We start from the raw sequence: 19379 nt of genomic DNA on the forward strand, positions 1-19379 counted from the left end.
ATCGCGACGCCGGCGATCGCCGCCAGCCCCACGACACCATAGATCGCAGCGCGCCGCGCCAGCGGCGCGCGTCCCTCACGTGCCGCCATCGATCACACGCCCGCGAGTTTCAACCGGTTCGCATGCGTGCGGATCACCGCGACCGGATCTTCCGCATAGGCGCCGCGCACACCGAGCAACTGGTTGATCTCGTCGATATGGTTCCACTTGTAGCTCGTGCTCAGCACCTTGCCGTACAGCGCGCTGCACTTCGACACGAGCCCGTCGTTCTGGCCCGAGGCGCGATTGATCATCACCGTGCCCGTGCCGAGCAGCGCGAGTGTCGACAGGTCGAGCACGTTCGCCGGATCGACGAGCGGAATCGTGCTCGTGTCCGTCGCGCCCGTCACGCCGAGCACGGAAAACGTCGGCTGGATCGCCGTGCCGGCCCATGAATACAGCAGATGCGTGTTGCCGCCGACGGTTTCCGTCGGCGCGCCGGTCTGGCAGCTTCCGGGGGCGCCGAGGCCCGCGCTCGGATAGTTCTGGTTGTAGGTGGCGGCCTGCCCGGTCGTCAACGTCTTCAGTGCGGCGAGGGCGTCCTGGTTCGTGTTGTGGCTGCTGCTCGTCAGGATACCGAACACATTGACGAAAGCGGCGATCACCGTCGACGACAATCCGGTCGGATCGTATGCGAGCACGCCCTGCACGAAGTCGGCAAACTCGGAGCCGCGATGCGGCGTGCCGATCGTCGTCACCGACGCGACGAGATCGGGCGCGACGGCCGCGACATAGCGCGACGTCAGCCCGCCCTGGCTGTGACCGACGAGATTGACCTTGGTCGCACCGGTCGCGGCGAGCACCGTCTTCACGTAGGCCAGCAGCTGTTCGCCGCGCCCGTTCGGGCCGTCGTCGCTCTGGAAGCCCGACAGATTCGCGACGTAGACGGTCGCGCCATGCTGCTGCAGGTTTTCCTGGATGCCGTACCAGTACTCGAGTACGCCCGCGTACTTGTCGGTGCCGGTCAGCCCGTGCACGAGAATGATCGGATAGCGCGTCGCCGCATAGTTGTCGGCGGGCGCGGTTGCCGCCATCGCCGTGTGCGTCGTCGCGAGCGTCATCAGCGCGGTCGTCCCCGCGAACGGCGCGACGCTCATCGCGCATGCCACTGCCCCTGCCATTACCCTGGAACGCATCGATCTGGCCATGCATGTCTCCTGATTATTGTGCAGCCGGCGCGAATGACACCGGATCGACACGCACGCCGCATCGTGCACACGGTGGGTGTCGAAGCGGGAGTGAAGCACGACTCTCGAACGTTTGCGCCCCGACTAGACACGGTTCTCTAATCGGTTGACGCGCGCCGCCCGTTCGGGCGGTGCGGCGTTCAGGCGTGCGCATGCTGCGATGCACACGCGCGCTGCGGGCTACAGCTTCGCGCTCACGCGCACCCACGCGGTACGCCCCGGCTCCATCACCGGCGCGTTCGCCGGATAGCCGAAACCCGCGTTGCCGGCGAGGTTCAGATGCTCGGTGTAGGCCTTGTTCAGTACGTTGTCGACGCCGACCGAGATTTGCACGGTCTTGCTGACGTTGTATTGCGTATGCAGCGACAGCACGCCGAATCCGGCGCTCGGGCCGAAGTCCTTGCCGACCACGTTGCCCTCGTTCAGCGCGTAGCGATGCTGCGGCGCAACGATGCGCCACAGGCCGCCCGCCGACCACGCGCCGCGCGTGTATTCGAGGCCGATGCGCGCCTCGAGCGGCGGCATCTGCGGCAGCGGATCGCCGCTCGCCACGTTGCGCCCCCACGCATACGCGAGCGACGTCTCGACGCGCAGCGGCGCGACCGGCCGCCACGACACGCCGGCTTCGCCGCCCATGATCTGCGCGTTGACGTTGGTTGCCTGCGTGATCGGGCCCATCATGCCGGCCGCATAGTTGAACAGGATGAAGTCCTGGACGTAGCCCGCGTACGCCGACACCCATGCATCGAACCGGTCGCTCTTGTATTGCGCGCCGATATCGAGCTGCGTGGTCTTCTCCGGCTGCACCGCCGAGAACGCGTTGATCGAACCGGCCGGCCCGCGCGTCGCGGAGAACAGTTCCCAGTAGTCCGGATAACGCTCCGCGTGGCCGATCCCCGCGTACCACGTGACGGGTAGCGACGCGAGATCGCGCTCGTAGCGCACGAAGCCGCTCGGCAGCACCTTCGTCCGATCGTCGTCGAAAGTCGGGTTCGGCTTGCTCATCATCATGCCGCTCTTCATCGCGCGCTTGTCGCGTGCGCTCGCATAGTCGACGCGCGCGCCGCCGATCACACGCGAGACGTCGCTCGCATACCACGTCAGCTCGCTGAACACGCCCGCGCTCCACATGGTCGCCTGGGCATCCCACGGCTGGTCGCGGTAGTTCTGCTGCCCCATCGACGCACGCGAATCGAGCCGGTTCGATTGCGCATCGACGCCCGTGACGAGCTTGAAATCGTCGCCGAAGCGGAACGTCGCGGCGGCACGCGCGCCGACCGTGCGGCGCCGCACGTCCGCGGCCATGCGCATCGGCATGCTGCTCGTCGGGTCGGGCTGCCGCAACGTGTAGTTGTCCATCACGTGATCGGCTTCGTTGTAGTACACGCGCGCCTCGATCCGGTCGAGCACGTCGCCGAGATGCCGCTTGTCGAACGACAGGCCGAACGTCTCGCGGCGGAAATGCGCGCCATCCATCCCGCGGCCCGCGTAGCGCGCATAGCCGTCGCCGGTGCCGGCGGTCAGCTCGAGTCGCGTATGGTCGTCGGGCGTCCAGCCGAGCGCTGCATCGGCGTTCCATTTGTCCCACTGCGACGGCACGGTGTTGCCGTTGCCGTCCTTGTAGTCCTGCGAATGCGCGTGGTTCGCGGTCACGCGGCCATAGATGTCCGGCGTGCCTGCGGTCAGGTCGATGTTCTGGTCGTTGCGGCCGAACGACCCGCCGACGAGACTGCCGTCGAAGCGCATGCCGGGGCGCTCGAAACGCGGCGTCACGCGCTCGAACAGCACGGTGCCGGCCGACGCACCCGGACCGTACAGCACGGTCTGCGGCCCCTTCACGACGGTGACCTTGTCATAGCTTTCCGGCGCGATGTACGAGGTCGGCGCATCCATCCGGTTCGGGCACGCGCCGAGCGTCGGCATTCCGTTCGCCAGGATGTTCAGCCGCGAACCGAACATCCCGCGCAGCACGGGGTCGCCGTTCGTACCGCCGCTACGGATCGACGTGAAGCCGGGAATCGTCTTCAGGTAATCGGCGCCGTCGCTGGCGGGCAGCGGCTGGCGCGGCGCCTTCGGATCGGTGACGACGACGAGCGGCGTCGACAGCGGCGACGCGACGACTTCGACGGGCGGCAACAGCATCGCCGCATCGCCCGACGGCGCACCGGCCGCCGGCGTGGTTTCGGCTGCGGCAGCGCTCGCGGCCAGCGCGCCGACAGCCAGCGCAGGAACGGTGAGTTTCAGTACGCGCGGCAGAGGCCGCGCACCGGCATTGCGTGGCGCCCGCGGCGCACGCAACAGGAAATTGGTCATGATCGAAAGCCCGAGTGACGCCCTCCACGCGGCCTCGACGGACCGCACGGATATCGGCGGAAAATAGGAACGGCGGGAAACGCGTCAGGCGCGCTCGGGCGGTGCGCGCGGATAGGCGCGCGGATAGCGGTCGCCGCGCGCCGCGACGGCAGGCGACGCGACGGCGGAAACGAAAACGACGGGAATGAAGGCGACCGACGTGGCGGCAGGCGCGCCGATGGCCGGGCTATGAGCGAAGAAGCCGCAGTAGCCGCACGCGTCGAGATGCAGCGCATGATCGTGCATGCCGCCCACATCCGACGAGCGATGCGCACCATGCTCGGTACTGCAGACGATCGCCTCGGGCACGGCCGCCTGCGCGATACGCCACTGCGACACCAGCGGCGCCGCGATCGCGATCCAGATCGCGAGCAGGCCAAGCCAGGCAGTCAGGTGACGATGTCGGTGCAGCATGTGCGGCGACGAGTAAGCGGAATGTAAAAACAGCCGAGATGTTACAGAATGTTCAACGCGATGGCCAGCTTGGACGAAGGTAAACGAAGCGAGGGCGCATGGTTGTCAACACAACCATGCGCCCTCGCCTTCCGTGCGCGTCCGGAGCCGGACGATCAGGGCGCCATGCGCCGCAGCACGTCGTCGCGCCGGATGAAGTGATGGTAAAGCGCGGCCAGCGCATGCAGGCCGATCACGAAATAGAACGCGTTGCCGATCAGCTCGTGCGCTTCCTTGATCGTCGGCCGCAGCGCCTTGTCGGGGCCGAACAGCGTGAACGACACGCCGAGCCAGTCGAGCGACACCGGCTTGCCGCCCATGTTGACCATCATGATGCCGAGCAGCGGCTGCGCGATGATGAACACGTAGAGCGCGACATGCGCGAGCTTCGACAGCCAGCGCAGCAGCGTGGCCTGCGGAATCGCTTCCGGCACGCGGCTGACGACCCGCCACAGCACGCGCAGCACCGACAGCACGAGGACGAACGTCCCGGCCATCAGATGCACGTTCATCCAGAACGCCCGGCTGTCGCTACCCTTCGGTCCGCGGATCTCGATGGCCAGGTAGGCCAGCGCAACCAGCAGGAAGATGGCCCAGTGGAAGAAGATCGCGGGCGAGCTGTAGCGCGTCTGTTTCGCGAGGATGTTTTTCATGCTTCGTCTCGTGTTGTATGCGGGGAGGGGCGCCAGCTGCAACCGGCCTGCGCCCGGAAAGGCTGTGACGATTGTAGCCGCAGGGGCGGCCGGTTTTGCACGGCGCGATCAAATATCCGACGAATCGTCGACACGCGCCGCACGCGGCCCGCCTATGGAAAATCCGCATCGCGCGCCCGAGCGGCTGTGGCACGATGAAGCTTTGGTGCGACGGCGCGCGGGCATCATGAGCAAAGCGTTCTTCGTTGCAGCCTACCGGCTGATCGCCGCATTGCTCGCGGTGTCCACCACGCTGCACAGCGTCGCCGACTACTGGCGCCTGCCGACCTTCCATCTCGGCAACTACCTCAGCTACTTCACGCAACTGAGCAGCCTCTACGCGGCCGCGATGCTGGCCGCTGGGCTGTGGCGCATCGCGCGCCCCGGCTCGGCCCGCTACGAATCGATGCGCGGCGCGGCGGTGCTGTACGTGCTGATCACCGCGATCGTCTACGAACTCCTGCTCGCGCGGCTCGATGCGCTGCGCCACGTCACGCCGGCGTTCAACAACTGGGTACTGCACCGGATCGTGCCGCTCGTGATGCTGTGCGACTGGCTGTACGTCGAACCGCGCTCGCCGATTCCGCGCCGCAGTGCGTTCGCGTGGCTCGGCTTTCCGGTCGTCTATCTCGGCTATACGCTGGTGCGCGGCGCGGTGGAGGACTGGTATCCCTACCCGTTCGTCGATCCGCGTCCGCACGGCTACCTGCCCGTCGCGATCCAGTGTTCGCTGATCGCGCTCGGCGCGGCGGCGCTCGCACTGGGCATTCGCTGGCTCGGCAATCATGCGAGACAGTCTGGCAGCGCGACGCTTAAGGAAGGATGAAGGTGGAAAAATGAAGTGGGCGGGAACGTGTGCGCCGCCCGGCGCACACGTGGCGCTGGCAACAATCAGCCGCCGTTGCGCGGCAGGAAGTTCATCGGATCGACGACCTTGCCGTTCTGGCGGACTTCGAACTCGAACGTCGAACGACCGCTCGCGTCGGTGCCCATTTCGGCGACCGGCTGGCCCTGGCGCACCGCGTCGCCTTCATTGACGAGCAGCTTGCCGTTGTGCCCGTAGGCCGTGATGAGCCCGTTGTCGTGCTTCAGGATCACGAGCGGACCGTACGCCTTGACGCCGGAGCCCGCGTACACCACCCGCCCGTTTGCCGCGGCCCGCACCGAATGGTCGGGCCCGGATGCGGCGATCACGAGGCCGCGCGTCTTGCCGGCCGAGAACGGTGTCGCCACGACGCCCGTGGCCGGCCATGCGAGCGAACCCGGCTGGGCGGCTGCCGCGGGCGGCTGCCCGTACGAGGTCGCTGCCGGCGGCGGCGCGACCCGCAGTACCTGGCCCGGCGACACGGCGTCCGTGGGCGCCATGTGGTTCCAGCTGGCCACGTCCTGCACGCGCTGCCCGTAGGCGTTCGCGATGCCCGCCAGCGTATCGCCCGGGTTCACGCGGTAATAGCCGGCAATCACGCCCGGCGTCGCGGCCGACGTGGGTGCCGATTGGCGCGCGGGTTGCCAGCTGTCGGTCCACGGCGTCATCGTGCAGCCCGTCAGCGCGATGGCCGCGGCAACGAGCGCCGCCTGCGGCAGCCAGCGCGTGAGCGTGTCGTGGATGGGAATAGTTTCTCTCAAGGGTCCTCCCGGATTTGCGTCGTCGCGCCGCCCACCGCCCCCCGGCGCGCGACGCACGATGTCCGGCCCGACGGCCGGATCAACCAGTATCCGACCGCTCGCGCGGCCGTCAGTTTCCACAGCGGAACGTGGGCGCGAATGAGCTCACCGGCCCCTTTTTCGCGTCGTTCCGATCGGCAAAGATACCATTTGTCGCGGTCAAGGCCCCGACAGTTGCCCGGGCCGGAAACAATCTTGCGGCGTCGCCTGGGCACGCCAATCGCCGGCGAGCCGTGCCAGGCGGGCGCTTTGGGGAGTTCGCGGGCGCGGCCGCCACGCCTGCCGTATCGGCCCCGTCATATTGTCCGCTTCGATCGCCGCCTATACTCGGTGATGCGCAGCGCGATCCAACGACAACGAGGAGCATGACAATGAATAACGCGACGTTTCTCTCCGTGCAGCTCGACGCCGACGATTTCGCCGGTTCCAGCGGTCTGGTCGAATTGCTCAACCGGCACCTGTTGTTCGCGACCGACGTCGCCGAAGCGGCCGACGCGCTCGTTCAGCTGGCGAGCGTCACGCACCTGACCGGCGCCACGCGCCACAGCGTCGAGCTGCCGGTCCTCGCGATCGAACGGCTGCGCGACGCGCTCGACACGCTGAGCGGTTACGACGAAACGTGGCTGCAGGTACTGGAGCCGGCCGAAGCGCTGTTCCGCGATATCGGGCGCGGCCGACGCCCGCTGCACTGAACGCCGGCGCTTGGCGCGCCGCCAATGAAAAAGCCCGTTGTTCCGCATAGCGGAACAACGGGCTTCGTACTACAGGGGGTCGGATGCGGTCGCCAGCGCGGCCGTACCATTAACGACCCTTGTAGACCGGTGCGCCGTCCGAGACGCGCTTGACTTGCCAGCCGGTCTTGGCCGCAGCCGGGGCGCCCGATTCCTGGCCGGCGGCCGGTTGCGCACCGTAGCCGGTCGTATCGGCAGCGGCGACGTTCTGTTGCGGGTTCACGCGAGCTTCAGCAGCCTGGATGCCTTCCGGGTAGTTGGTCCGGTCGCTGCCCAGCTTGTAGCCAGCCTGTTGCAGCTGGACCAGTTCGGCCTTCACCTGGGCACGGGTGACGGGCGCGTTCTGTTGGGCGAACGAGACGGCGGGGACAGCGAGGACAGCAGCAGCAGCGAACGTTGCGATCAGCGATTTCATGATTACCTCCGGGATTTTTTTGCTTCGCCGCACACACCATGTCTGCAGCGATGGAACAGAGTTTAGTCCCGGCAGCACCTAGGGAAAACCATGAAAGAACGAAAACACTGTTTCCCCGGAGCCAACAATGTCGGCATCCGGGATAGAAAAACCCTATTCAAAGAATAGATTTTCGCAACAATGCCGCCTCGCCCAGCCGGTTACGACCAGTTCGCGTGGAAGCTGCCCGGCTTGTCGGTGCGCTCGAACGTGTGCGCGCCGAAGAAGTCGCGCTGCGCCTGCACGAGGTTCGCCGGCAGCCGCTCGGAACGGTAGCTGTCGAAGTACGCGACCGCCGATGCGAACGCCGGGACCGGCACGCCGGCCTTCACCGCGGCCACCACCACATCGCGCAGCGCCGTCTGGTAGTTCGCGGCGATGTCCTTGAAGTACGGGTCGAGCAGCAGGTTCGCGAGCGCCGGATCCTTCGCATACGCGTCGGTGATCTTCTGCAGGAAGCGCGCGCGGATGATGCAGCCCGCGCGGAAGATCTTCGCGATCGTCCCGAGATCGAGGTTCCAGCCGTATTCTTCCGACGCCGTGCGCAGTTGCGCGAAGCCCTGCGCGTACGAGATCACCTTGCTCAGGTACAGCGCGCGGCGCACCGCTTCGACGAACGCGGCGCGATCGCCGTCGAACGGCGCGGCGGCCGGGCCCGACAGGATCTTGCTGGCCGCGACGCGCTCCGTCTTCAGCGACGACAGCACGCGGGCGAACACCGACTCCGTGATCAGCGGCAGCGGCACGCCGAGATCCAGCGCGTTCTGGCTCGTCCACTTGCCGGTGCCCTTCTGCGCGGCGCGATCGAGGATCACGTCGACGAGGTGCTTGCCGGTTTCTTCGTCCTTCTTGCCGAAGATCTTCGACGTGATCTCGATCAGGTAGCTGTCGAGCTCGCCCTGGTTCCATTCGGTGTACACCGCGCCGAGTTCGTCGTTGGTCAGGCCCGCGACGTCCTTCAGCACCGAATAGCTCTCGGCGATCAGCTGCATGTCGCCGTATTCGATGCCGTTGTGGACCATCTTCACGTAGTGGCCCGCACCGTCCGGACCCATGTACGCGACGCACGGCTCGCCGTCCGACGGCGCCTTCGCGGCGATCTGCTTGAGGATCGGCTCGACGAGATCGTACGCGTCGCGCTGGCCGCCAGGCATGATCGACGGGCCACGCAGTGCGCCCTCTTCGCCGCCCGACACGCCGGTGCCGATGAAATGCAGGCCCGACTGCGCGAGTTCCTGGTTGCGGCGGATCGTGTCGGTGAAATGCGTGTTGCCGCCGTCGATCAGCACGTCGCCCTTCTCGAGCAGCGGCTTGAGCGAGGCGATCGTCGCATCGGTCGCTTCCCCGGCCTTCACCATCATCAGGATCCGGCGCGGCGTTTCGAGCGACGCGACGAATTCCTCGAGCGTATAGGTCGGCACGAGATTGCGGCCGGGGAATTCGGCGATCAGTTCGTCGGTTTTCTCGCGACTGCGGTTGAACACCGACACCGCGTAACCGCGGCTCTCGATATTGAGTGCGAGATTGCGGCCCATCACCGCGAGCCCGATCACACCGATTGCTTGTTTGCCCATTAGTCAATTCTCCGGAAAAAACGGGGCGCGACCCGAGCCGGGCCGCGCGCACAGGCGAAAGGATAGAGGAAACCCGGCCGCGCTGCCCGCTTGCGTGTCATTGCTCCGCGTGCGGCAGGCGCCGGAACACGACGCTCAGGTTGTTCGCCGGCATCTCGACGACCTCGCTGCAGTCGAGGCCGAGGTCGAGCCCGAGCGCGACCACGGTCTCGAGATCGCGCACGCCCCACGACGGGTCGCGGCTGCGCAACTGCCGGTCGAACGCTTCGTTCGACGGCGCCGTATGCCGGCCTTCGCGACGGTACGGACCGTACAGGAACAGCACGCCGCCCGGACGCAGCACGCGCGACGCGCCCGCGAACAGCGCGTCGGTACAGGCCCACGGCGAGATATGGATCATGTTGATGCAGACGATCGCGTCGAGCGCCGCGACCGGCCACGGCGCGTCGCGCACGTCGAACGCCAGCGGCCCGGCGACGTTCGCGAGGCCCGCATGCGCGACCCACGCGGCGATCGAACGCCGCGCCTGCGCATCGGGATCACTCGGCTGCCAGTGCAGGCCCGGCAACGCTTGCGCGAAGTGAACGACGTGCTGCCCGGTGCCGCTCGCGATTTCGAGCACGCTGCCGCTCGCCGGCAGCACACGGCGCAGCACGTCGAGGATCGGCCCGCGATTGCGTTCGGCCGCCGGCGCGGACAGCCGCTCGGACGGATCGGGCGAAGCAGCGGCGCCGGTCACGATGCATGCTCCGTCGTGTCGCTGGTGCTGGCGCTGTTGCGCCCGAGCCCCAGCCGCGCCACGAGTGCGTCGAGCGCGGGCGCGCAGTGCGCCTCGACCTTCAGCGTCAGCATCGGGTCGGCGCGCGTATGGCCGAGATTGAGTGCGGCAACCGGCTTGTGCTGCGCCTGCGCCCACACGCAGAAGCGGTAGCCGGAATACACCATCAGCGACGAGCCGACGACGAGCAGCGCGTCGGCCGCATCGAGCGCCTGCGACGCCAGCGCCACGCGCTCGCGCGGCACGTTCTCGCCGAAGAACACCACCGCAGGCTTCAGCAAGCCGCCGCACGCGGGGCACGCCGGAACGCGGAACGTATCGAGCGCGGCCCATTCCAGATGCGCGTCGCCGTCCGCGGCGGGCTCGGCCTGCGCGCCCAGCAGTTCGGGATTGTCGGCTTCGAGCACGGTCTGAATCGTCGCTCGCGCGTGATGCGCGCCGCATTCGAGGCAGGTCACGCCGTTGATGCCGCCGTGCAGTTCGATCACGTCGTCGCTGCCCGCGCGCTGATGCAGGCCGTCGACGTTCTGCGTGACGAGGCGCTCGATTCGCCCTGCGTCGCCGAGCCGCGCCAGCGCGACATGCGACCCGTTCGGCCGCGCGCGGCCGACGACCGGCCAGCCGATCATGCTGCGCGCCCAGTAGCGGCGCCGCGCGGCATCGGAACCGAGGAATTCCTGGAGTTGGATCGGCGGCGAGCGCATCCATTGGCCGTTGCGGTCGCGATAACCGGGAATGCCGGAATCGGTGCTGATGCCCGCGCCGGTCAGCACGAGCAGGCGCGGATGACGCTCGACGAAGGTCTGCAGCGCATCGAGCGCGGCCGGATCGGCGTCGGCGAGGGAGGAATCGGGCAAGGCTTTGTCGTTCATGTTGGCAACGTGATCGGTCGCGCCGGCAGGCCGTGCGCCCGCACGGGCAGCCAGGCACGCCAGCACATGATACAGAACGCCGTGCGATCGGGCGGGCCGCCGCCACGACGAGCCGTCGCACGCAAAAAGACGCCCGTCGCCGCTCGGCGACGGGCGCTTCAACAATTGATCCATCGGGGTAGTGGATCAACTGACAGCACAATATTGCGACGTCCGTCATGCCGCGATCGACGGACGCTCCCCGGACTCCACGTGTTCCTCGCTGCCGCGCACATCGGCGCGTCACCGGCTGTCCCGGCCCGGTCCTGTGCCGCTGGCTCGTCACGCCGACACGATGCGCGGCATGCAAACGCATTCGCCGCGCGGCGCCATGCGTTGCGCCATGGCATGACGATTCCGGGATCCAGGCCAGGGGCCATCCGCCTGCGTTCGTGGTGCATCCCCGACGGCCGACCGGCACGGGTCGGCCTCGTGCGTCACGGCTGCACGTCGTCGTTCAGAACGAACCTGATTGCTCGGATGGAACGGAAAGCCGCTCGCTCACGTCGCCGCAATCAATGGCGAAGCGAATACCCGGGCAGGTCGGCGATTCATGTTTGCAACACGCTGCGTTGCGTTTCGGTCTTTTTTCATTCTCTTGTCCCCGTCTCCGATACATCCGACCCACTGAAGCGATTGCCGGGTCGACAACACCCGCGATCGCGCTCACGGCCCATATAACCATGCAAGGAGCGCACCATGCTTCACGCCGCAAGGCCTCGCGGGCACATGCCGGGCCGCGGGTAGCCATCGCACCCCGTCAGAAAGCGCGAACGTTTCGAAACTGAAACGCGCCGCCAGACCAATTGGCATCGTCGCGTCGGCTCTGCGTGGGACGGGCAGTCGCCTTACAATCGCCTCACAGCTGGCGACGCGCCTCGACCGGATGCGTGCGCCGGCCTTGCCCTTTCCCGCGGCTCGCCGCCGCCCGCCCCGAACCCACCCTCGCCGTGATCACACTCGCCGTCGCTTCGCACACGCATGCCGTTCTACGGCACCGACCGCGACCACCGCGCATCGCGACGCGTGGCGTCACGCGGGGGGCTCGTGTTGCGTGGCACGACGCCGCAGGTCGTTTAGCGCAGCGCGGCGCCGTCCCGCTCGGGCATCGCGCAAACACGCTAGCATTCGGACACGGAACACTGTGCGTTCGCCCTGCCTCGCCTTCAAGGATTCGCCATGCCCCCAACCGTTCCCGCCCGCCCCGACGTCGCGCAGCGTGTCTTTGCTGACGGGCGGCTGTCGATCGGCCTCACGCTTCCGTTGCTTCGCAGCGGCCACATCGTCGCGGACTTCGACGAACAACTCGAACTCGCGGCGCTGGCCGATTCACTCGGCTTTCGCGCGCTGTGGATTCGCGACGTGCCGCTGAACAGCGCCGACTATCCGGACCCGGTCGGCCATCTCGACCCGTGGGTGCTGCTCGGCGCACTGGCGTCGCGCACCCGCCGGATCGCGCTCGCCAGCGGCGCGATCGTATTGCCGCTGCGCCATCCGCTGCATATCGCGAAAGGTGCGCTGTCGGTCGCGACGCTGTCGGGCGGACGCTTCATCCTCGGGCTCGGCTCCGGCGACCGGCCGCCCGAATATGCGGCGTTCGGCGTCGACGCGGAAACCCGGCGCGACCGCTATCGCGCGCACTGGGACGTCGTCGCGGCCGCGCTCGGCGCGCCGTCGCGCGTGCTGCCCGACCAGGCGCCGCCCGATGCGCCCGAATTCACGCTGCTGCCGCGCGACGGCGACGCGGTGCCGATGCTTGCGGTCGGCTCGGGCGGACAGAGCGTCGACTGGATTGCCCGCCATTCGATCGGCTGGATGACCTATCACCGCGATCCGGATACGCAGCGCGCCCGCTATTCGATGTGGCGCGCGGCGGTCGACCGGCTCGCGTCGCCGCAATTTCGCGCGTTCGGCGTATCGATGCGGCTCGACCTCGCCGCACATCCCGATACGCCCGCCACCGCGCTGCCGCTCGGTTATGCAACCGGGCGCCATGCGTTGGCCGATATCCTGCGGGACATGCGCACGGCGGGAACGCACCATGTCACGCTGAACCCCGGATCGGACCGGCCCGTGCGCGACGTCATCGAAGAAATCGCGGCGCACGTCTTGCCGGCATTTCACGACGATCCGGCCTGATTCATAGGAATCCGAATTCACCTGACGTGATGCCAGCGTGGAACGAGACCGGACGAACGCTCATCGGGTGACGCTTCGCCCATCGGCATCGGAAAGCACGCGTTACAGACGCCTTACGATCGGGAACGCAGGACACCCGCGTCGCGCCGCTCATGCCCGATCCGAATAGCCGGCGACGGAACTATTCGGTCGCGATCGCAATCATGTTAACTTCCGTCCATCATTCAGCCTCGCGGGCCGCGTGACGAGACGCACCCGCATGCCCACTCCATGCGACATATCCTCCTCGGCTGGCTGCTCGCCGCCGTCGTGTCGGCCGCCCACGCGGCCGCTCCCGCTCCGGCCGCCGCGTCGGCCGCCTCCGGCGCCGCGCCCGCACTGACGCCACAAGAGGCGCGGCAGGCACTGAACGTGCTCGAAAACCCGCGCGATCGCGCGCAGGTCGAAACGACGCTGCGCGCGATCGCGGCCGTCGGCGCGTTGAGCGCGCCCGCCGTGCCGGCCAGCGCGGCGCCTGCCACCAGCGGCGCCTCGGCTGCCGCGGCGCCGGCCGCGCTCACGTCGAACGGGCTCGCCTCGATGCTCGTCCGCCAGGGATCGCGCTGGGCCACGCAGATCGGCAACGCGCTGCAGGAATCGCTGCGCTCGCTGCTCGATATCGGTTCGGTGGGAAGCTGGTGGCACGACAAGCTCGTCAGCGCCGACCAGCGCGCGGATCTCACTCGCACGCTCGGCATCCTCGTCGCGGTACTGCTGCCTGCGCTCATCGTCGAATGGCTCGCGAAGCGGCTGCTGCGACGCGCGCTGGCCACGGTGGCCGCGCGCCGCGCCGACACGTTGCGCCACACCGCATCCGATTCCGCCGCGTCGGACGAAGTCCACGCGCCGCCGCCCGATACGTCCACCCCACCCGACACCGCAGCCGCAGACACCGCAGGCGCCACCCCCGCATCCTCGCAAAGCCGAGGCCACGCCCGCCGGCACACCACGCTGCTGCAGCGGATGCCGCGCGCACTCGTCAGTCTCGCGCTGCGCGCGGTGCCGCTGCTCGTGTTCGTCGGCGTCGCGAGCCTGACGATGTCGGTGCTCGTCGAAGCAGACACGCCGATCGAAGCCGCGCTCGAAGCGTTGATCGACACCTACGTGATCTGCCGACTCATCACGATCGTCAGCCGGCTGTTCTTCCAGCCCGATGCGCGGCAGTTGCGGCTGCTGCATATCAGCGACGCATGGGCCGATTTCGTGCAACGCTCGATCGCACGGATCGTGATCGTGGTCGGCGCGTGCACGGCGGCCGTCGAGATTGCCGCGAACTTCGGCCTGAGCGAAGCCGGCCATGTCGCGCTGCTGAAGGCCGTCGCCCTCGTCGGGCACGTGATGATCTCGGTGCTGATCCTGCAGTGTCGCCGGCCGGTCGCGGCACGGATTCGTGCCGCCGGCGCGGATCGTCCGGCCTTCACGGTCGTCGGCAACGCGCTCGCGGACGCGTGGGCGCCCGTGTCGGTCTTCATCGTGATGGCACTGTGGTTCGTGTGGGCGCTCGACGTCCACAACGGCTATCGCGTGCTGATCACGCTCGGCGGCCGCTCGATCGCCGTGATGATCGCGATGCGGATGGTGTCGATCGTCGTGTTCGGCGCGCTCGCGCGGCTGTTCCAGCGCCGCGACGACGACCGTACGCTCGTTCATCTGCACGCGTACCGCTACTACCCGCTGCTGCGCCAGATCGTGTCGGGGGCGATCGGCATCGTGACCGTCGTGCTGCTGCTGCAGATCTGGGGCGTGCCGATCTTCCGCGCGTTCGAGACGGGCACGATCGGCCACCGGCTCGCGTCCGCGCTGGTGACGATCGCGATCGCGGCGATCGTCGCGCTCGTCGTGTGGGAGGCGGCCAACATCGCGATCGAGCGCCGGCTGCAGCGCTGGACGCGCGAAGGCAACCTGGTGCGCGCCGCGCGGCTGCGCACGCTGCTGCCGATGCTGCGCTCGCTGCTGTTCGTGATGATCGCGCTCGTCGTCGTGCTGACGGGCCTCAGCGAGCTCGGCGTCAACGTCGGCCCGCTGCTGGCCGGCGCCAGCATCTTCGGCGTCGCGCTCGGTTTCGGGTCGCAGAAGCTCGTGCAGGATTTCATCACCGGGATCTTCCTGCTGATGGAAAACGCGATGCAGGTCGGCGACTGGGTCACGCTCGCCGGCGTGTCGGGCACGGTCGAATACCTGTCGATCCGCACGGTGCGGCTGCGCGCCGGCGACGGGTCGCTGTACACGATCCCGTTCAGCTCGGTGACGACCGTCAACAACACGAATCGCGGGCTCGGCAACGCGGCCGTCAAGGTGAGCATCGCGTACGGCGAGGACATCGACCGCGCGATCGCGACGCTGAAGGAAATCGGCGCCGCGTTGCGCGACGATCCGAAATACCACGACGGCATCCTGTCGGACTTCAGCTACTGGGGTATCGATCAGGTCGACGGCGCGGCGCTCGCGCTGGCCGGGCAGATGCAATGTACGGACTCGGCACGCTGGGGCGTGCAGCGCGAATTCAACCGGCGGATCGCGGAAACGTTCCGCGAACGCGGAATCCGGATCGCCAATCCGCAGCGCAGCGTCGTCGCCTATGCGGACGGATCGCGGCCGGTCGGCAGCGAGGAAAACGACCCGCGCCCCGACACGCGGAATGCCGCCGAGACGGCAGCGCCGTCGCCATCGCCCGACGGAGCGGAGCGCAAGCCAGGCTGATCGCCCCCAGCCGGTGACCCGCCGCGCTCAACGCGCGGCAGGCTTCTTCACGCGCGTCGTGCTTTTCGCGGCGGGCGGAACCGCCCCCGGCTTCGCCGCACGTCGTTTCGCCGCGGCACCCTGCGCCCGCTTTGCAGCGGATTCCGCGCTGGAGGCATGCGCATCGCGCTGCGCATGCCATTGCTCGAGCAGCACGCGCGTCTGGTCGGCAATCGTGTCGGTCACCAGCGCCGCGCGCTCGCCCTCGAACGCCTCCCATTCGAGCAACTGCAGCGCCGAACGCTGCGCGATGTGGAACACCGTGATCTGTCCGAACAGGCTCAGCGCGCGCAACCGCGTGACGGGATCGTCGGCCGGCCGCCCCGTGATGCGGCCGATCAATTCCGCGCTCACGTCGTTCAGCGGCTTGCGCATGCGCGTCATCAGGATCTCGCTCGCGCTCGCCGGCTCCTGGCCGCCCTGCTCGCGCGCGAAGAACATCCGCTGGTTCATCGTCTTCGGCGCGGTGAACATCCGGTCCGACAGCGCACGCAGCAGCCCGATGAACGCATCGATCAGCGCATCGACGCTCGCATGGCCGTCGAGCATCGCCCGCGCATGGCCGACCGCCGGCGCGAACACTTGCCAGCCGTGCTCGGCGATCGTCTCGACGCACGCGCGGTACACGCCTTCCTTGTTCTCGAAGTAGTACTGGAGCGCCGGCGCGTTCACGCCCGCCATCGCGGCGATCTCGCGCGTCGACGCGCCCGCGAACCCGCGTTCGCCGAACAGTTCGATCGCCGCCTCGATGATCCGCTGGCGCGTCTCGTCGCCGCGCGCGTAGCCGCCCGCCGACGTGCGGCGCAGCTTCTTCGCTTCGTTCATGCCTTCCTCGTCATTCGATCGATCCACATTCTACTTGACACAATTTTATCAACTGGAATAATTCTTCCACTTGGAATAATTTGGATCACGCATGTCGACGCCACAAGACCCGCCACAGAAAGCAGATCGTCAGGAAAACAAAACAACGCCGCGCAACGGCAACGGCGGAACGAGGCGGCGCATCCTGCTCGTGGTCGCCGTGCTCGCGGCCGTCGGCGGCGCGGTCTGGCTCGGCCGCTGGTGGACGGTCGGCCGCTTCATCGAAAGCACCAACGACGCGTACCTGCAGGCGGACAGCATGACCGCCGCACCGAAGGTCGCCGGCTACGTGACCGACGTCTACGTGCGCGACAACCAGCCCGTGAAGGCCGGCGATCCGCTCGTGCGGCTCGATGTCCGCCAGTACCAGGTGGCGCTCGCGCAAGCGCAGGCGACCGTCGACGCCCGCCGCGCCGATATCGCGCGCGCCGAAGCCGACATCAGCCAGCAGCGCGCGAATCTCGAGCAGGCCGACGCGCAGGCGAAGGTGTCGCGCATCAACGCGCAGCACGCAAGCGACGAGTACACGCGCTATGCGCCGCTCGCGGCGACCGGCGCCGAAACGCACGAACGCGTGGCCGATCTGAAAAGCACGCGCGACCAGGCGGCGGCGACACTCGCCGCGAACAACGCGTCGATCGCCGCCGCACGCACGCAGATCGCGTCGTTCACCGCGCAGCTCCAGCAGGCGCGCGCGCAGCTCGAGGCCGCGCAGGCCAGCGCCGCGCAGGCGCAGCTCGACCTCGACAATACGATCGTGCGCAGCACGCTCGCGGGCCGCGTCGGCGATCGCACGGTGCGCGTCGGGCAATACGTGCAGCCCGGCACGCGCCTGCTGACCGTCGTGCCGGTCGATTCGATCTACCTCGTCGCGAACTTCAAGGAAACGCAGATCGGCAACATGCGCATCGGCCAGCCCGTCGAGCTGCACGTCGATGCGCTGCCGGACGGCCCGCTGTCCGGCGTCGTCGACAGCTTCGCGCCCGGCACCGGCGCGCAGTTCGCGCTGCTGCCGCCCGAGAACGCGACCGGCAACTTCACGAAGATCGTCCAGCGCGTGCCGGTGCGCATCCGTCTCGCCGCGAACGCCCGCGCGCAACGCATGCTGCTGCCCGGGCTGTCGGTGACGGTCGACGTCGATACGCGCTCGGCCCGCGACGAGCAGCATCATGGCTGATACGCCCGCCACGATCCCCCTGCCGCCGCATGAAGGCCGCGCGAGCGTGACCGACTGGATCGCGGTCGCGGCCGGCGCGCTCGGCGCGCTGATGGCAACGCTCGACATCTCGATCACGAATTCTGCGCTGCCGCAGATCCAGGGCGAAATCGGCGCGACCGGCACCGAAGGCACGTGGATCTCGACCGGCTACCTGATGTCGGAAATCGTGATGATCCCGCTCGCCGCCTGGCTCACGCGCGTGTTCGGGCTGCGCAATTTCCTGCTGACGAACTCCGCGCTGTTCATCGCATTCTCGATGATGTGCGGCTGGTCGCATTCGCTGCCGATGATGATCGCGGGCCGGATCGGCCAGGGCTTCACCGGCGGCGCGCTGATTCCGACCGCGCAGACGATCATCCGCACGCGATTGCCGCTGTCGCAGTTGCCGGTCGGGATGACGCTGTTCGGCCTGATCGTGCTGCTCGGGCCGCTGTTCGGCCCCGTGCTCGGCGGCTGGCTCGCGGAAAACGTGAACTGGAGCTGGTGCTTCTTCCTGAACCTGCCGGTGTGCCTGCTGCTGATGGCCCTGCTGGTGTTCGGCCTGCCGTCGGACCGCCCGCAATGGAGCGCATTCTTCAACGCGGACTGGCTCGGCATCCTCGGCCTCGCGATCGGCCTCAGCTCGCTGACCGTCGTGCTCGAGGAAGGCCAGCGCGAACGCTGGTTCGAATCGCAGATGATCGTCACGCTGAGCATCGTGTCGTTCATCGGGATGGTCCTGATCGCGCTGTCGCAGCGCTTCGCGAAGCGGCCGATCATGCGGCTGTCGCTGATGCGCAACCCGCGCTACGCGAGCGTCATCGTGATCGTGTCCGCGGTCGGCGCCGGGCTGTACGGCGTGTCTTACCTGCTGCCGCAGTTCCTCGCGATCGTCGCCGGCTACAACGCGGAACAGGCTGGCGCGATCATGCTGCTGTCGGGGTTGCCGGCCTTTCTCGTGATGCCGATCCTGCCGCGCCTGCTCGGCAAGGTCGATTTCCGCATCCTCGTGATCACGGGGCTGCTGCTGTTCTGCCTGAGCTGCATGCTCGACATCAGCCTGACCGCACAGAGCGTGGGCCACGATTTCGTATGGTCGCAACTGATCCGCGGCCTCGCGCAGATGCTCGCGATGATGCCGCTCAACCAGGCGTCGATGGCGGCCGTCGCGCGCGAAGACTCGGGCGATGCGGCCGGGCTCTACAACATGGCGCGCAACCTCGGCGGCTCGATCGGGCTCGCGATCATCGGCACCGTGATCGACCGGCGCACGACTTTCCATACGGCCGCGCTGCGTGAATCGGTGACCGCGAACTCGCTGATCGGGCAGGATCGCCTGTCGGCCTATGCGGCCAACTGGTTCGCGCACACCGGCGATCTCGCGTATTCGAACCTGCGCGCCCTCGGTCAGCTGGCGCAGCAGATCCAGATCCAGGCCGTCGTGATGACCTATTCCGAAACCTTCTATCTGCTGGGCCTCGCGCTGCTCGCCTGCGTGCCGCTCGCGCTGCTGCTGAGAACGCCGCGCGGGCCGCAACCGATGTCGTCCGGCCATTGACCCGTC

The 19379-nt window shown here is 67.9% G+C and carries 16 protein-coding genes; 6 read left to right on the forward strand and 10 right to left on the reverse strand.

Going from position 1 to position 19379, the window contains the following annotated elements:
* Positions 1–92: 92 nt before the first annotated feature.
* The 4 genes from JMF86_RS22985 to JMF86_RS23000 form a co-directional block, all read right to left on the reverse strand.
* Positions 93–1187, reverse strand: a complete 1095-nt coding sequence (locus tag JMF86_RS22985) for a triacylglycerol lipase (protein WP_012338488.1) — start codon at positions 1185–1187, stop codon at positions 93–95.
* Positions 1188–1406: 219 nt separating this feature from the next.
* Positions 1407–3539: a TonB-dependent copper receptor gene (locus JMF86_RS22990; RefSeq protein ID WP_011548120.1), complete on the reverse strand. Its 2133-nt coding sequence runs from the start codon at positions 3537–3539 to the stop codon at positions 1407–1409.
* 84 nt (positions 3540–3623) lie between these two features.
* A complete protein-coding gene (locus JMF86_RS22995; RefSeq protein WP_011548121.1) occupies positions 3624–3992 on the reverse strand; it encodes a DUF2946 domain-containing protein in 369 nt (122 codons plus the stop codon).
* Positions 3993–4147: 155 nt separating this feature from the next.
* A complete protein-coding gene (locus tag JMF86_RS23000; protein ID WP_006479377.1) occupies positions 4148–4684 on the reverse strand; it encodes a cytochrome b in 537 nt (178 codons plus the stop codon).
* A gap of 226 nt (positions 4685–4910) precedes the next feature.
* Between JMF86_RS23000 and JMF86_RS23005 the strand changes: the two genes are divergently transcribed.
* Positions 4911–5549: a Pr6Pr family membrane protein gene (locus tag JMF86_RS23005; protein ID WP_041489490.1), complete on the forward strand. Its 639-nt coding sequence runs from the start codon at positions 4911–4913 to the stop codon at positions 5547–5549.
* A gap of 65 nt (positions 5550–5614) precedes the next feature.
* Here the strand turns inward: JMF86_RS23005 and JMF86_RS23010 are convergent, their stop codons facing one another.
* Positions 5615–6349: a peptidoglycan DD-metalloendopeptidase family protein gene (locus tag JMF86_RS23010; RefSeq protein ID WP_011548123.1), complete on the reverse strand. Its 735-nt coding sequence runs from the start codon at positions 6347–6349 to the stop codon at positions 5615–5617.
* 410 nt (positions 6350–6759) lie between these two features.
* On the opposite strand from JMF86_RS23010, the gene JMF86_RS23015 reads away from it, so the two are divergent.
* The gene (locus JMF86_RS23015; RefSeq protein WP_011694691.1) at positions 6760–7080 is read left to right on the forward strand and encodes a hypothetical protein; all 321 of its coding nucleotides are present in this window, start codon (positions 6760–6762) and stop codon (positions 7078–7080) included.
* A gap of 109 nt (positions 7081–7189) precedes the next feature.
* Here the strand turns inward: JMF86_RS23015 and JMF86_RS23020 are convergent, their stop codons facing one another.
* The 4 genes from JMF86_RS23020 to JMF86_RS23035 form a co-directional block, all read right to left on the reverse strand.
* Positions 7190–7534 carry a DUF4148 domain-containing protein gene (locus JMF86_RS23020; RefSeq protein WP_011548125.1) on the reverse strand — a complete coding sequence of 115 codons (345 nt, stop codon included), beginning with the start codon at positions 7532–7534 and terminating at the stop codon, positions 7190–7192.
* A 200-nt stretch (positions 7535–7734) separates the two neighbouring features.
* Entirely contained in the window at positions 7735–9147 is a 1413-nt protein-coding gene (gene gndA / locus JMF86_RS23025) for an NADP-dependent phosphogluconate dehydrogenase (protein WP_006479382.1), read from the reverse strand.
* 97 nt (positions 9148–9244) lie between these two features.
* On the reverse strand, positions 9245–9886 hold the full coding sequence (locus tag JMF86_RS23030) for a DUF938 domain-containing protein (RefSeq protein ID WP_006479383.1): 642 nt from the start codon (positions 9884–9886) through the stop codon (positions 9245–9247).
* On the reverse strand, positions 9883–10797 hold the full coding sequence (locus tag JMF86_RS23035) for an NAD-dependent protein deacetylase (RefSeq protein ID WP_012338489.1): 915 nt from the start codon (positions 10795–10797) through the stop codon (positions 9883–9885). The genes JMF86_RS23030 and JMF86_RS23035 overlap by 4 nt, the downstream gene beginning before the upstream one ends.
* A 1218-nt stretch (positions 10798–12015) precedes the next feature.
* Here JMF86_RS23035 and JMF86_RS23040 point away from each other — a divergent pair.
* Positions 12016–12975, forward strand: coding sequence for an LLM class oxidoreductase (locus tag JMF86_RS23040; protein WP_011548127.1), 960 nt, complete (start codon positions 12016–12018; stop codon positions 12973–12975).
* 270 nt (positions 12976–13245) lie between these two features.
* Complete coding sequence (locus JMF86_RS23045; RefSeq protein ID WP_011548128.1) at positions 13246–15714, forward strand: mechanosensitive ion channel family protein; 2469 nt, start codon at positions 13246–13248, stop codon at positions 15712–15714.
* 27 nt (positions 15715–15741) lie between these two features.
* On the opposite strand, the gene JMF86_RS23050 is transcribed toward JMF86_RS23045, so the two are convergent.
* Positions 15742–16578 carry a CerR family C-terminal domain-containing protein gene (locus JMF86_RS23050; protein ID WP_011548129.1) on the reverse strand — a complete coding sequence of 279 codons (837 nt, stop codon included), beginning with the start codon at positions 16576–16578 and terminating at the stop codon, positions 15742–15744.
* A gap of 91 nt (positions 16579–16669) precedes the next feature.
* Between JMF86_RS23050 and JMF86_RS23055 the strand changes: the two genes are divergently transcribed.
* Both JMF86_RS23055 and JMF86_RS23060 read left to right on the forward strand, forming a co-directional pair.
* Positions 16670–17794, forward strand: coding sequence for an HlyD family secretion protein (locus JMF86_RS23055; RefSeq protein ID WP_011548130.1), 1125 nt, complete (start codon positions 16670–16672; stop codon positions 17792–17794).
* The gene (locus JMF86_RS23060; RefSeq protein WP_011548131.1) at positions 17787–19373 is read left to right on the forward strand and encodes an MDR family MFS transporter; all 1587 of its coding nucleotides are present in this window, start codon (positions 17787–17789) and stop codon (positions 19371–19373) included. The genes JMF86_RS23055 and JMF86_RS23060 overlap by 8 nt, the downstream gene beginning before the upstream one ends.
* Positions 19374–19379: the final 6 nt, after the last annotated feature.

It is taken from the genome of Burkholderia sp. E168m15, assembly GCF_016586105.1.
GTDB lineage: Bacteria > Pseudomonadota > Gammaproteobacteria > Burkholderiales > Burkholderiaceae > Burkholderia > Burkholderia orbicola.

Bases quoted from the DNA above. Each gene is read 5' to 3' on its own strand.
- JMF86_RS22985 (WP_012338488.1), bottom strand. From the start codon at position 1,187: ATGGCCAGATCGATGCGTTCCAGGGTAATGGCAGGGGCAGTGGCATGC.
- JMF86_RS22990 (WP_011548120.1), bottom strand. From the start codon at position 3,539: ATGACCAATTTCCTGTTGCGTGCGCCGCGGGCGCCACGCAATGCCGGT.
- JMF86_RS22995 (WP_011548121.1), bottom strand. From the start codon at position 3,992: ATGCTGCACCGACATCGTCACCTGACTGCCTGGCTTGGCCTGCTCGCG.
- JMF86_RS23000 (WP_006479377.1), bottom strand. From the start codon at position 4,684: ATGAAAAACATCCTCGCGAAACAGACGCGCTACAGCTCGCCCGCGATC.
- JMF86_RS23005 (WP_041489490.1), top strand. From the start codon at position 4,911: ATGAGCAAAGCGTTCTTCGTTGCAGCCTACCGGCTGATCGCCGCATTG.
- JMF86_RS23015 (WP_011694691.1), top strand. From the start codon at position 6,760: ATGAATAACGCGACGTTTCTCTCCGTGCAGCTCGACGCCGACGATTTC.
- JMF86_RS23020 (WP_011548125.1), bottom strand. From the start codon at position 7,534: ATGAAATCGCTGATCGCAACGTTCGCTGCTGCTGCTGTCCTCGCTGTC.
- gndA (WP_006479382.1), bottom strand. From the start codon at position 9,147: ATGGGCAAACAAGCAATCGGTGTGATCGGGCTCGCGGTGATGGGCCGC.
- JMF86_RS23035 (WP_012338489.1), bottom strand. From the start codon at position 10,797: ATGAACGACAAAGCCTTGCCCGATTCCTCCCTCGCCGACGCCGATCCG.
- JMF86_RS23040 (WP_011548127.1), top strand. From the start codon at position 12,016: ATGCCCCCAACCGTTCCCGCCCGCCCCGACGTCGCGCAGCGTGTCTTT.
- JMF86_RS23045 (WP_011548128.1), top strand. From the start codon at position 13,246: ATGCGACATATCCTCCTCGGCTGGCTGCTCGCCGCCGTCGTGTCGGCC.
- JMF86_RS23050 (WP_011548129.1), bottom strand. From the start codon at position 16,578: ATGAACGAAGCGAAGAAGCTGCGCCGCACGTCGGCGGGCGGCTACGCG.
- JMF86_RS23055 (WP_011548130.1), top strand. From the start codon at position 16,670: ATGTCGACGCCACAAGACCCGCCACAGAAAGCAGATCGTCAGGAAAAC.
- JMF86_RS23060 (WP_011548131.1), top strand. From the start codon at position 17,787: ATGGCTGATACGCCCGCCACGATCCCCCTGCCGCCGCATGAAGGCCGC.